Source organism: Dactylosporangium sucinum (assembly GCF_014647515.1).
Lineage (GTDB): Bacteria > Actinomycetota > Actinomycetes > Mycobacteriales > Micromonosporaceae > Dactylosporangium > Dactylosporangium sucinum.
In genome coordinates, this window is the sequence record NZ_BMPI01000092.1 from 27,510 (window position 1) to 40,314 (window position 12,805).

Annotated in this window: 11 protein-coding genes; 1 reads left to right on the forward strand and 10 read right to left on the reverse strand. The window is 72.2% G+C overall.

The window, feature by feature from the left end; all coding sequences use genetic code 11:
* Nucleotides 1-2,767 (forward strand): HAMP domain-containing protein (locus tag IEZ31_RS50160; protein WP_229837080.1); only part of this gene is annotated, 2,767 nt, incomplete at its 5' end.
* A 51-nt stretch (nucleotides 2,768-2,818) separates the two neighbouring features.
* Here IEZ31_RS50160 and IEZ31_RS50165 read toward each other — a convergent pair.
* From IEZ31_RS50165 to IEZ31_RS50210, 10 genes are all read right to left on the reverse strand, one after another.
* Nucleotides 2,819-3,664 carry a TrmH family RNA methyltransferase gene (locus tag IEZ31_RS50165; protein ID WP_190257238.1) on the reverse strand — a complete coding sequence of 282 codons (846 nt, stop codon included), beginning with the start codon at nucleotides 3,662-3,664 and terminating at the stop codon, nucleotides 2,819-2,821.
* Between the two features lie 166 nt (nucleotides 3,665-3,830).
* The gene (gene treS, locus IEZ31_RS50170; protein ID WP_190257239.1) at nucleotides 3,831-5,573 is read right to left on the reverse strand and encodes a maltose alpha-D-glucosyltransferase; all 1,743 of its coding nucleotides are present in this window, start codon (nucleotides 5,571-5,573) and stop codon (nucleotides 3,831-3,833) included.
* Nucleotides 5,574-5,611: 38 nt separating this feature from the next.
* On the reverse strand, nucleotides 5,612-6,532 hold the full coding sequence (locus IEZ31_RS50175; protein WP_229837082.1) for a carbohydrate ABC transporter permease: 921 nt from the start codon (nucleotides 6,530-6,532) through the stop codon (nucleotides 5,612-5,614).
* A complete protein-coding gene (locus tag IEZ31_RS50180; protein WP_229837084.1) occupies nucleotides 6,529-7,803 on the reverse strand; it encodes a carbohydrate ABC transporter permease in 1,275 nt (424 codons plus the stop codon). The genes IEZ31_RS50175 and IEZ31_RS50180 overlap by 4 nt, the downstream gene beginning before the upstream one ends.
* The gene (locus tag IEZ31_RS50185) at nucleotides 7,800-9,095 is read right to left on the reverse strand and encodes an ABC transporter substrate-binding protein (protein ID WP_190257240.1); all 1,296 of its coding nucleotides are present in this window, start codon (nucleotides 9,093-9,095) and stop codon (nucleotides 7,800-7,802) included. Before IEZ31_RS50185 ends, IEZ31_RS50180 begins: the two co-directional genes overlap by 4 nt.
* Nucleotides 9,089-9,574: a TOBE domain-containing protein gene (locus IEZ31_RS50190; protein WP_190257241.1), complete on the reverse strand. Its 486-nt coding sequence runs from the start codon at nucleotides 9,572-9,574 to the stop codon at nucleotides 9,089-9,091. Before IEZ31_RS50190 ends, IEZ31_RS50185 begins: the two co-directional genes overlap by 7 nt.
* Nucleotides 9,575-9,703: 129 nt before the next feature.
* Nucleotides 9,704-10,828, reverse strand: a complete 1,125-nt coding sequence (locus tag IEZ31_RS50195) for a uroporphyrinogen-III synthase (protein ID WP_190257242.1) — start codon at nucleotides 10,826-10,828, stop codon at nucleotides 9,704-9,706.
* A complete protein-coding gene (locus IEZ31_RS50200; protein WP_190257243.1) occupies nucleotides 10,756-11,166 on the reverse strand; it encodes a tetratricopeptide repeat protein in 411 nt (136 codons plus the stop codon). Before IEZ31_RS50200 ends, IEZ31_RS50195 begins: the two co-directional genes overlap by 73 nt.
* A gap of 218 nt (nucleotides 11,167-11,384) precedes the next feature.
* Nucleotides 11,385-11,804: a cellulose binding domain-containing protein gene (locus tag IEZ31_RS50205; protein ID WP_190257244.1), complete on the reverse strand. Its 420-nt coding sequence runs from the start codon at nucleotides 11,802-11,804 to the stop codon at nucleotides 11,385-11,387.
* Nucleotides 11,805-11,908: 104 nt separating this feature from the next.
* Nucleotides 11,909-12,805: aldehyde dehydrogenase family protein (locus IEZ31_RS50210; RefSeq protein WP_190257245.1), on the reverse strand; the 897-nt coding region annotated here is incomplete at its 5' end.

Genomic DNA, 12,805 nt, shown 5'->3' on the forward strand with positions numbered 1-12,805 from the left:
CCGGGTGGCGCGTGAGGTGGGCACCGACGGCCGGCTCGGCGGTCAGGCCCGGGTCCGCGGCGCCGGCGGTACCTGGAAGGACCTCACCGACAACGTCAACATCATGGCGGAGAACCTCACCAACCAGGTCCGCAGCATCGCCACGGTGGCCACCGCGGTCGCCGACGGCAACCTGTCGAAGAAGATCACGGTCGAGGCGCGAGGCGAGGTTGCGGCCCTGGCCGACACGATCAACGAGATGGTCGACACGCTGCGCGCGTTCGCCGACGAGGTGACCCGGGTGGCGCGTGAGGTGGGTACCGACGGCCGGCTCGGCGGTCAGGCCCGGGTCCGCGGCGCGGGCGGTACCTGGAAGGACCTCACCGACAACGTCAACTCGATGGCGCAGAACCTGACCAGCCAGGTTCGCAACATCGCGCTGGTCACCACCGCGGTCGCCCGCGGTGACCTGTCCAAGAAGATCGATGTCGACGCTCGCGGGGAGATCCTGGAGCTGAAGACCACGATCAACACGATGGTCGACCGGCTGTCGGCGTTCGCCGCCGAGGTCACGAGGGTGGCCCGCGAAGTCGGTACCGAGGGCAAGCTCGGCGGCCAGGCGGAGGTCCTCGGCGTCTCTGGCACGTGGCAGCGGCTCACCGAGAGCGTCAACCACCTCGCCGGCAACCTCACCGCCCAGATCCGTGCGATCGCGGCGGTCACCATCGCGGTCACCACGGGCGACCTCACCCGCCACATCACCGTGGACGCCTCCGGCGAAGTCGCCGAGCTCAAGGACAACATCAACCAGATGATCGCGAACCTGAAGGAGACCACCGGCACGAACCAGGAGCAGGACTGGCTGAAGACCAGCGTCGCGCGGATCTTCCGACTCATGCAGGGCCACCGTGACCTCGCCACGCTGACCTCGCTCGTCATGAGCGAACTGCCGCCCATCGTCTCGGCGCAGCACGGCACGTTCTTCCTCGCAACGGACGCCGACGGCTCCGTCACGCTCGAGCGTGCCGCCAGCTACGGCGCCCGGCTCGGCAACGATGCGCCCACGCGGTTCCGGCTCGGCGAGTCGCTGGTCGGTCAGGCGGCGTGGGACAAGAAGACGATCACAATGTCCGGCGCCCCGCCGGACTACGTCAAGATCTCCTCGTCGCTGGGCTCGGCCGACCCGGTGAACGTGATCGTGCTTCCGGTGCTGTTCGAGGGCCAGGTGCTCGGGGTGATCGAGCTGTCGTCCGTCCACGAGTTCACCGGCGTCCACCACGACCTGCTCGAACAGCTCAAGGAGGCGATCGGCGTCAACATCAACACGATCCGGGCCGCCTCACGCACCGAGGGGCTGCTGATCGAGTCGCAGCGCCTCGCACAGGAGCTGCGGGCGCAGCAGGAGGAGCTGCGCCGCTCCAACACCGAGCTGGCCGAGAAGGCCGAGCTCCTGGCCCGGCAGAACCGCGACATCGAGGCGAAGAACGTCAAGCTCGAAGAGGCGAGCCAGCTGGAGGAGCGGGCGCGGCAGATCGCCGTCGCCTCCAGGTACAAGTCCGAGTTCCTCGCCAACATGTCGCACGAGCTGCGCACGCCGCTCAACAGCATCCTGATCATGGCCAAGCTGCTCGCCGACAACCTCGACGGCAACCTGAACGCCAAGCAGGTCGAGCTGGCCAGGACGGTCTACCGCGCCGGCAACGACCTGCTCCACCTCATCAACAACGTGCTCGACCTGGCCAAGATCGAGGCCGGACGGATGGAGGTGCTGCCGGTCCCCGTCGAGCTGTCCGAGCTGGTCGGCTACATCGAGTCGCTGTACCGTCCGCTCGCCGCCGAGAAGGCACTGGAGTTCACCGTGGTCATCGAGCCGGACGTGCCGGCCAGCCTGGAGACCGACCGGTACCGCCTGCAGCAGATCCTGCGGAACCTGTTGTCCAACGCGGTCAAGTTCACCCACACCGGCAGCGTCGCCCTGCGCATCCGCCTCGCCGACAGGTCGGAGGTGACCCGCTCGGCACTGCGGTCCGCCGTCCGGCGGATCGCGTTCGACGTGGAAGACAGCGGCATCGGCATCCCGGCCGACAAACTCTCGCTCGTCTTCGAGGCGTTCCAGCAGGGCGACGGCACGACCAGCCGCACGTACGGGGGCAGCGGGCTGGGCCTGTCCATCACCCGCGAGCTGACCCTCCTGCTCGGCGGAGAGCTCAAGGTGTACAGCGAACCGGACCACGGCAGTATCTTCACCCTGTACCTGCCCGTCGATGCCGGCGACGTCATGCCGTCCAGCACCGCGGCCGCGGACCTCCGGGCGCCGTCCGAGCCGGACGAGGCCGCAGCCGCACCGGACGAGCTGTGGGCCGAACCGGTGGAGGAGCCGGCGGCGGAGGTGCCGGCCACCGGGGAGCCCACGCGCTTCCACGGGGAGAAGGTGCTCATCGTCGACGACGACCCGCGCAACACGCTCGCGTTGGCGACCCTGCTGGAGGCGTACGGCCTGCGGGTGGCCCGGGCCGAGGACGGCGCCGCCGGCCTGCGCGCGCTGCAGGACGCCGACGACATCGCCCTGGTCCTGATGGACGTGATGATGCCCGGGCTGGACGGCAATGCCACCACCGCCCGGATCCGCGCGATGCCCCGGTACCGCGACCTGCCGATCATCGCTGTCACGGCCAAGGCCATGAAGGGCGACCGGGAGCGCTCCCTGGCCTCCGGCGCCACGGACTACATCACCAAGCCGGTCGACGCGGACCACCTGCTCCGCCTGGTCGCCCGGTACGTCGGATAGCGGCGCCGGGCCCCGGCAGGCGTGCGGCTCGTTCGACGCAGTGGCGTCGCCTCAGCGCCGCGGAGACGGAGCCGCGCGGTGCGTTCGTTGCCGGGCCGCCTCGTACAGCACGATCGTCCCGGCCGACGCCGCGTTGAGGGAACTGGCGGAGCCGCCGATCGGGATGCGCACCATCCGGTCGCAGGACTGCCGCCACGCGTTGCTGAGGCCCTGGGTCTCGTTCCCGATCGCCACGATCTTCGCGCCCGTGAGGTCGTGCTCGGCGATGTCGACATCGCCGTGTTCGTCGGTGCCGAGGACCTCGACGGCGATGCCGTGCGTGCGCAGCCCGGCGGCCCAGTCGAGCACGTCGCGATGACTCGCGACCCGCACGACCGGCAGGGCGAACAGCGATCCGGTGCTGGCGCGCACCGCCTTGGGGTCGTAGGGATCCGCGGCGTGCCCGGTGATCACCACGCCCGACGCGCCGAGCGCGTCCGCGGAGCGGACCAGCGTGCCGATGTTGCCCGGTGTCGTGGGCCGGTCGAACACCACCACGAACATGTGCGGACCGGCCGGGATGCGGGTGAGGTCGTCGTCGGGCAGCCCGACGACGGCGAGGAGCTCGGGAACCTCGTCCTCCTTGCCCCCGAGCTCGTGCAGCAGTTCCGGTGCGAGGGCGACCCGGGCGGCGCCGCCGGCCCGGTCGACGATGCCGCCCGCCCATCGGGACAGGGTCTGCTCCTCGGCGAAGAGCAGCGCCCGGATGGCCCAGCCGTGCTCCACGGCGAGGCTGATCGACCGGACACCCTGGACGATGAACTCGCCGGCCCGCTGACGCTTGCCGCGGTTGGTCAGCGACGCCTGCCACTGCTGGAACGTCGCGTTCCTCGTGGTGATCCTCAGTGTCCTGGCCACGATCCCGGCATCTCCCTCTTGACGCGGCACGCGATCCGCGGTGAACCCCGGGTCGACACCGCGGCGAACGCCCCTGGCATGCTACCCGCGGCCGTGCGCGCGCACCGATTCGCCCGATGACGGCCCCGCCGGGCGTCACCCGGTACGCCGCCACGAGGGTGGGGCGTCATCGGACATTGGCGTTCCCCTTGCGCCGACCGGGCGGGACGATGCGGAACCAGTACGATCCGTAGCCGGGCAGGGTCAGGAGGTACGCCCGCAGGCCGATGGCCGGAAAGCGCGTGTTCCCGGTGAGCTCGACCGGCGTGTGGCCGTGGAACCGGGACCCGATCGGCAGCTGCACCGGCTGCGGATGCCGGGACAGGTTGTGCACGCACAGCAGGACCTGGTCGGTGTCGCCGTCCGTGTCGTTGCCGGAGTACTCGCGCAGGAACGCGAACACCGCCTCGTTGGTGTTGTTGAGGATGGTCAGGTCGCCCAGCGCGAACGCGGTGTGCTGCTTGCGGATCGCCAGCATCTTGCGGGTCCAGTGCAGCAGCGACGCGGGCTCCTGGAGCTGCCGCTCGACGTTGACCGACTGGTAGCCGTACACCCAGCCGTTGTTCATCGGCAGGTACAGCCGGCCGGGGTCGGAGCGGGAGAAGCCGCCGTTGCGGTCGACGTTCCACTGCATCGGGGTCCGCACGCCGTCGCGGTCGCCGAGGTAGACGTTGTCGCCCATGCCGATCTCGTCGCCGTAGTAGATGACCGGCGAGCCGGGCAGGGACAGCAGCAGCGACGTGAACAGCTCGATCTGGTCGCGGTCGTTGTTCAGCATCGGGGCGAGCCGCCGCCGGATGCCGAGGTTCAACCGCATCCGGGGGTCGTGGGCGTACTCGCTGTAGAGGTAGTCGCGTTCCTCGTCGGTGACCATCTCCAGGGTCAGCTCGTCGTGGTTGCGCAGGAAGGTGCCCCACTGGCAACTGTCCGGGATGCGCGGCGTCTGCGTGATGATGTCCGCGATCGGCACCCGCGACTCCTTGCGGACCGCCATGAAGATCCGCGGCATGAGCGGGAAGTGGAACGCCATGTGGCACTCGTCGCCGCCGAGGTCGGCGTCGCCGAAGTACTCGACGAGGTCGGTCGGCCACATGTTCGCCTCGGCGAGCAGGACGGTCCCGGGGTACTCGTCGTCGACGATCTTGCGGATGCGTTTGAGGTACTCGTGGGTCTGCGGCAGGCTGGCGCAGTCGGTCCCCTCGCGCTCGAAGAGGTAGGGCACCGCGTCGAGGCGGAAGCCGTCGATGCCCAGCTTCAGCCAGAAGCGCACGACGTCGAGCATGGCGTCGGCGACGGCCGGGTTGTCGTAGTTGAGGTCGGGCTGGTGGTGGAAGAACCGGTGCCAGTAGAACTGCTGCCGGACGGGGTCGAAGGTCCAGTTCGACGGTTCGGTGTCGGCGAAGATGATGCGGGCTTCGGGGTAGCCGGTGTCGGTGTCGCTCCACACGTAGAAGTCGCCGAACGGCCCGGCCGGGTCGCGGCGCGACTCCTGGAACCAGCGATGGGTGTCGGAGGTGTGGTTGAGCACGAGGTCGGTGATGACGCGGATGCCGCGCGCGTGCGCCTCTTGGATCAGGGTCGCGAAGTCGTCGATCGTCCCGTACTCGGGGCTGATCATGTAGTAGTCGCGGATGTCGTAGCCGCCGTCGCGACGGGGCGAGTCGTAGATCGGTGGCAGCCAGAGGCAGTCGATGCCGAGCCACTGCAGGTAGTCCAGTTTGGACACCAGGCCGAGCAGGTCACCGACGCCGTCGTCGTTGGAGTCGAAGCAGGCCTGCGTCAGGACCTCGTAGAACACGGCGCGCTTGTACCACTCTTTGTCGACTGGTAAAGGCGTCTTCGGTACGTGCCGGACAGGGGTGAGTGTCATGAGGGATGTTCCGTTCCGGAGGTGGCGGGGGAGTTCTGCTACCGGACCGAGCCGGCGAGCATGCTGTTGACGAAGAACCGTTGGAACAGGAAGAAGACCAGCAGCGGCACGGCCATCGACACGAGCGCGCCGGGCGCGACCACGTCGATGTTGGAGGGGAAGGAGCGCATCTGCTCCTGCAGCACGGAGGTGATCGGCGCGTTGTCCGAGCGGGCGAAGACGAGCGCCACGACGAGGTCGTTCCACACCCACACGAACTGGAAGACCGCCAGGGAGGCCAGCGCCGGCCGGCCCAGCGGCAGCACGATCCGCCAGAAGATCGCGAACTCACTGCCGCCGTCCATCCGCGCGGCCTCGACGAAGTCCGCCGGGATGCCCAGATAGAAGTTGCGCAGCAGGAAGACGGCGAACGGCAGCCCGAACGCGACGTGGAAGGCCACCAGTGCCGGGATGGTGCCGGAGAGCCCGATCAGCCGGAACAGCTGCGCGTCGGGGATGATCGCTGTCTGCACCGGCACGGCGATGAGCCCGGCCATGACGAGCGTCACGACGTGGCGGCCGCGGAACTCCAGCCACGCCAGCGGGTACGCGGCGGCGGCGGCGATCGCCACCACCAGCACCGTCGACGGCACCGAGATGAGCACCGTGTTCCACAGGGCGTTGACGATCCGGCCGTCGGCCAGCAGACCCTCGTAGTTGCGCAGCGTGAGCTGGGTCGGCGCCTGCAGGACCGTCCACCAGGGGGTGTCGCCGGCGTCGGCCGGGCTGCGCAGGCTGGTGACGGCGAGGCCGATCGTCGGCACCAGCCACCACAGCCCGATGGCGACGAGGGCCACCTGGGCGGCCCCGCGGGCGATCCGCCGCACGGCCCGCACGGCCGGGTTCACCCGCGGCCGGGGGTCGGGTTCGGTACCGGCGGGCTGCAGTTCCGGTACGTCGACCGGGGTGAAGATGCTCACCGCTCGCTCCTGCGCAGGCGATGGATGTTGAACAGCACTCCGGGCAACGCGAGGACGAGCAGCAGCACACCGAGGGCGCTGCCCCGCCCGATGTCGGTGAACGACGAGCGCCACATCTCCAGCGCGAGCACCGACGCCGGGCCCTGCGCCGACTCCGGGGCGACGACCAGCACGAGGTCGAACACCTTGAGCACGTTGACCGTCAGGGTGAGCAGCACGACCACGATGGTCGGGCGCATCAGCGGCACGGTCACCCGCCGCAGGATCTGCCACTCGCCGGCGCCGTCGACCCGGGCGGCCTCGACGGTCTCCTTCGGGATCGCCGCCGCCGCGACCGTGATGAGCACCATCGCGAACCCGGTCCAGATCCAGATGTACACGCCGATCATCGCCGGGGTGACGAGTGAGGGCCCGAGCCAGGTCAGGCCGGCGAACGGCTCGGTGAAGTTGCCGGCCGCGAGCCGCACGACGTAGCCGTGACCGGTCAGCTGCGGCAGCTGGAACGTGCCGTCCGCCGCCGTCCGCGTCCGGGCGACGACCGCGCCGTCGCGCAGCACCTCCACCTCGACCTCCGGCAGGCCGAGCTCGCGGGCGTCGACGACGCCCGGCCGGCCGCCGGTCGCGGTGAAGTCGGACCAGACCACCCCGCGGACGCCCGCCCCGGCGCCGGCCGGGACGGCGGCCGGGCGCGCCGACGCCGGCAGCTGCCCGGGCGCGAGGCCGAGCAGCGGCAGCAGGACCGTCTCGCCACCGCTCACGGTCCGGACGGTCTCCAGCCCGCCGCCGGTCGCGACCAGTCCCTGGCCCTCCCGGGGCCGCGCGCCGGGGTACGGCGACGGCGGCACGAAGGCGTCGTGGACGCCGACGACCGCCGCGTTGAGGATGCCCCGGTCGGGACTCGCGTCGTACACGAGCCGGAACGTGATCCCGGCGCTGACCAGCGAGATCGCCATCGGCATGAACAGCACGACGCGCAACGCGGCGGTGCGGCCGACCCGCTGCGCGAGCACCGCCACCAGCAGCCCGATCGCGGTGACGAGGTTGGGCGCGACGAGGATCCAGACGGCGTTGTTGAGCAGCGCCCGGCGGATGTGCGGCGTGGTGACGACGTCGACGTAGTTGGCCGGGCCGACGAGGTCGCGGCCGTCCGCGTCGTGGAAGCTCCACCAGACCGTGTGCCCGATCGGGTACACGACGAGCGTGACGACGAGCAGCGCGGCCGGTGCGAGCAGCCACACGGCCGGGGAGGCCCGGGTGGTGCGCGCCATCATGCGGCCCTGTACGCGCCGGCGGCGGCGCTCTCCAGGCGCTGCGCGACGGTGGCCGGATCGGTCGCCGGCGCGGCCAGGTACTCCTGCAGGAGCCGCCACATGCTCGCGCCGTTGCCGCCGCCGAACGCGCTCGGCGTCAGGTCCGACAGGTCGAACCGCAGCGTCTTCGCCAGCAGCAGGCTGCCGGCCAGCGCCCGGGTGGTCGCGTCGGGATAGACGGCGGGGTCCAGGTCGACGTTGACCGACAGGAAGCCGCCGCTGCGCGCCATGATCGTGGCGGCGTCCGGAGATGCGAGGTATGCCATCAACGCCATTGTCACCGGCCGGTCGGTGAAGGCGACGGCGGCGTCGCCACCCGCGACGACCGCACCGGCGGTGCCGTCCACGGACGGCCAGGCGAAGTACCGCGCGCCCTCGCCGACCCGGTACAGGCCGAGCTTGGCGATCTCGGTGGTGACGAAGTCTCCCTCGTACAGCATGCCGGCGCTGGGCCGGCGCCCGAAGACGTCGGCGACGGAGCGGGTGAACGTGGTCTGCAGCGCGCCGTCGGGGCCGCCCTGCAGGAACCGCGGCGAGGCCCAGTACCGACCCATGATGCGCAGCGTCTCCACGACCGTCGGATCGGTCCACGGCACCGTCCGCGCGGCCAGGCGGTCGTACGCCTCGGCGCCGGCAAGCTGCAGGTAGATGTTCTCGAACCAGTCGGTGAGCGGCCAGCCGTCGGCGCCGGGCACCGCCATCGCCGTCGTGCCGGAGTCGACGAGCGTCTGCGACACGGTGGTCAGCTCGTCGAGCGTCGTGGGCGGGGTCACGCCCGCCGCCGTGAACGCGTCGCTGCGGTACCAGATCACCGACTTGTTCGCGGCCTTGAAGTACACCCCGTAGAGCCGGCCGCCGACGCTGCCGAACCGCTGCCACTGCGGCGAGAAGTGTGTGCGGACCGCCTGCTCGGCCTCGCCGGTGATCGGTTTCGCGGCGCCGGTGGACGCGTACCGCGCGATGACGCCCGGCTGCGGGATCATGGCGACGTCGAACGGCGTCCCGGCGCGAATCCGCCCGGCGACGAGGACGTCGAGATCGCTGCCCCCGGAGGTGTACCGCACCTTCGCGCCGGTCCGGGTGCCGAACGCCCGCAGCACCCGCTCGAAGTTCGCCTGCTCGGCGCCGGTCCAGGTGCCGGCGACCTCCACCGACTGCCCGGCGTAGGGCTTGGCCGACCCGTCGGCGGGATTGCAGCCGGTCAGCAGGAGGGCGGCGCACAACACCCCGGCGACGCGGCCGCGCCTCACCATAGGCTCAGGCCGCTCTGGGCGTCGAACACCATCAGGTGCCCCATGTCGATCGCGAGCATGATCGGGTCGCCGGGCCCGGCCGCCGAGCCGCCGCTCATCCGCGCCACCAGGACGGGTGCGGGCTGGGCGAAGCCCTCGCCGTCGGCCAGCTCCAGCTGGACGATCCGGTGCGCACCCGCGAGGCGGACGTACCGCACCGTGCCGTGCAGCACCAGCGCGGCCGATCCCGCGGGGCCGGGCCCCCGCACGAGGGCGTCCTGCAGGTCCTCCGGCTGGATCCCGAGGATGACGGGCCGGCCCAGATAGCGGTGCAGCACCGGGCGCTGCCGCACGAGTTCCCGCACCGGGACCTGCTGGCCCCAGACGGCGAGGACCGGGCGGCCGGGCTGCCCGACGAGCATCGCGGGTACCCGGTTGATCGTCGGCTCGGCCACGGTGAGCGGGCCGGCGTCGCGCACGAGCAGACTGCTGTCCCTCATCGGCCTCTCCCCGGTTGCGTTCGGCGGCGTGCCATTCGAGTGTTGGTGTCCGCGGCCGGTGCGCACCAGACACGACCGCCACGTGTAGCCGTGTTGCAAGGCGTCTCACAAGATCAGCAAACGGTCGCGTCAGGCGGCCAGCCGGTACCCCCGCTTGATCACGGTCTGCACGAGGTCGAGGCCGGGCAGGGCCCGCCGCAGCCGGGACACCGCCATCTCGATCGCGTGGTCGTCGACGTCGGCCAGGCTCGGCAGCAGCCGCCGGATGTCCGCGCTGGAGTGCAGCTTGCCCGGCTCGGCGGCCAAGATCCGCAGCACCTCGACGGGCCCCTGCTGGATCGGGTACAGCGTGCCGTCCAGCAGCGCCGCGTGTCCGCGCACCTCCAGCGCATGACCGGCGACGGTGGCGTGCACGGCCCGGTCGAGGACCGACCGGGCCAGCCAGGCGGCCGTCTCCTCGTCGAACGGCATCGCCGGGGTCGCCGGGTCCACGGCACGCCGGCGCAGCACCTCGGCGCCGAGCGGGCCGCGGCAGATGGTCGGGACGTGGGTCCCGAGCTGGGCGACCACGGCCGGCAGCCGCCCGTGCTCGTCGGCGAAGCGCAGGACGTGGCCGGCCGCGACCGGGTCGAGCCAGGCGACCGCGTCGACCTGGCGGCGGCCCATCAGCTCGACGATCCGCCGCAGGCCGACGATGTCGTTGGGTGGTTCCGTCACATATGTGGGTACCTCGACCACCTCGGCGCCGCGCATGCGCAGCATCCGGCAGTACTCCGTCTGGTCCGGCGTGTCGAGCTGGACCGCGAACCGCCGCCCGCCGCCCCGGTTGGCCAGCACGTACCGGTACAGGCCGTCGGCGGTCCCGGCCGACGTCGACAGCACCTCGCGCAGGCCCTCGGCCCGCAGCGCGTCCGCGGTGCGGGCGTCCGCGGCCAGCAGGCGGGCGGAGCCCATGGCCGCGAGCAGCCGGCTCCGGTCGGGCGTCGCTCGCAGCCAGGCCCGCACTCCGGCGGCGGACGAGACCACCACGTCGTCGGGCTGCGCGTCGAGACACGCGGTCGTGGCCCGGCGCAGCACCGCCGGGTCCGGCTGCGGCACCGCGCGGACGCCCTGGATCGACACGATCCGGGCGCCGTGCTGTTCGAGCAGGTCGGCGACGCGATGCCGGCGCCGATGGCCGATCACGGCGATCGTGAACCCGCGAAGGAGGTGCGGGTCGACCGCAGCGTCGCCGGCGGCGCCGTCCCCTGCCACCCTGCCGAGTCTGCCGGTCGGGGCGGGCTGACCGGAAGAGCCGGCCCGCGGATGGCGCCGCCCGCGTCGGCGTTGTACAACGCTACGAAGGGCGGTGCGGGTCCGGCCTGGACGGGACCGACCGGCGCCGGTTCGCCGAGGCCGGCGAGGCCGGCGAGCGCGCGGGCGGCCTCGTGCGGGTCGCCCGCGCGCCGCGCCAGGTCCAGCGCGGCGCGGTACCGGTCCAGTGCGGCGTCGACCCGGCCGACGGCGTGCAGCGTCGCCCCGAGGCCGTCGAGCACAGTCGCGACGTGATGGTCGAGCAGCCGGACGAGCGCGGCCCGGTACCCGCCGATCACGCCGCGGGACCATCCCGTCGCGGCGGCGAGCTGGCGGTAGGTCAGCTCGCCGCCCCCGCTGGCCCGGGCGTGCCGCCGGCGCAGGTCGCGCAGCGCCCGGCCCAGGTCGTCGAGCGTCGCGATGCCGGCCGCCGGGTCGCCGCGCGACCCGGCGACCGGTGCCGATGCCGAGGGCCGCCCGCCGATGCCGGGAGGCTATCCCGCACCGGACGGCGGGGCTACCAGCCGGACGCCGCGCAGGGCGTCCCGTTCAGCGTGAATCCGGTGGGCGGCGTGAAAGGTACAGCCGAGCCGCCGAATCCCACGTTGGCCTGTCCACCGGGCTGGATCGTCGCGAAGTACACCGCCGGCGTGATGGTGCCGGCGGAGCCGGCGCGCGTGATGGTGCCGCCGAAGGAGCTGGCGATGGTCGCCGTGGGCGCCAGCTGGAACGTGAGGTGCCACCCGGTGACCGGCACCGTGGTGGTGTTGCGGACGTTGACCACGACCTGGTATCCGGGCGTGAACGTGATCACCTGGGCGGAACAGGACGGAGCGGGGGCGGGGTCGGCGGCGGACGCGGGGGACTGGGCGGCGGCGATCGCGGCGGCGGACACCAGCACCGACGCGAGCCGCAACGGGAGGCGATGTTTGTCCATGGCCGGATCGTGGCCGACCGCCCGCGGGCGCCGCCCCGGATCCCGGACACGGCCGGACAGCGTCGGACACGGACGTCGGCGGCCCGACGGCCGTGGGCGCTCGATCAGCGACCGGCCGCCGCGTCGAGCAGCCCTGCCGGCAGGTTCTGGTAGGCCACCGGGCGCAGGAACCGCTCGACGGCCATCGTGCCGACGGACGTGGTGCGGCCGTCGGACGTGGCCGGGAACGGGCCGCCGTGCACCATCGCCCGGTTGACCGCGACGCCCGTCGGCCAGCCGTTGTAGACGATCCGGCCGGCCTTGCGCTCCAGGACCGGCAGCAGCCGGCGGACGAGCGCGGCGTCGGCCGGGCCCGCCTGGAGCGTGGCGGTGAGCTGCCCGTCCAGGATCTCGGCGGCCTGCAGCAGCTCATCGGCGTCGGCGCAGACGACGAGCAGCGACGCGGCGCCGAAGATCTCCTCCTGCAGCTCGCCGCCGCGCTCGGTGCGGAAGGCCTTGCCGGTGGTCTCGAAGACGGCCGGCGCGGCGCCGTCGACGCCGCCGGCGAGCTGCCGCACGTCTTGTGCCGCGGCCCGGCGGAGGACGCCCTCGCGGTACGCCGCGGCGATGCCGGCCGTCAGCATCGTGTCCCCGGCCCTGCCCCGAAGGGCCTCGGCGAGCGCGGCGCGGAACGCGTCGAGTCCCTCGCCCTCGACCGCGAACAGCAGCCCCGGGTTGGTGCAGAACTGCCCGGCGCCCATCGTGAGGGAGGCCGCGAACCCGGTCGCGGTCGGCGCCGCCTCGGTCGCGAGCCGCTCGGGCAGCAGGAAGACCGGGTTGACGCTGGACATCTCCGCGTACACCGGGATGGGCACCCGGCGCCGCTGCGCGGTGGCGAGGAGCGCGAGCCCGCCCGCCCGGGAGCCGGTGAACCCGACGGCGGCCACGTTGGGGTCGGCGACGAGCTGCTGGCCGATGTCGTTGCCGGCGCCGAAGACGAGCGAGAACGTCCCGTCGGGCAG

Excerpts from the sequence above, each read along its gene's own strand:
- IEZ31_RS50205 (WP_190257244.1), bottom strand. The coding sequence starts at position 11,804 with ATGGACAAACATCGCCTCCCGTTGCGGCTCGCGTCGGTGCTGGTGTCC.
- IEZ31_RS50190 (WP_190257241.1), bottom strand. The coding sequence starts at position 9,574 with ATGAGGGACAGCAGTCTGCTCGTGCGCGACGCCGGCCCGCTCACCGTG.
- treS (WP_190257239.1), bottom strand. The coding sequence starts at position 5,573 with ATGACACTCACCCCTGTCCGGCACGTACCGAAGACGCCTTTACCAGTC.
- IEZ31_RS50185 (WP_190257240.1), bottom strand. The coding sequence starts at position 9,095 with ATGGTGAGGCGCGGCCGCGTCGCCGGGGTGTTGTGCGCCGCCCTCCTG.
- IEZ31_RS50180 (WP_229837084.1), bottom strand. The coding sequence starts at position 7,803 with ATGATGGCGCGCACCACCCGGGCCTCCCCGGCCGTGTGGCTGCTCGCA.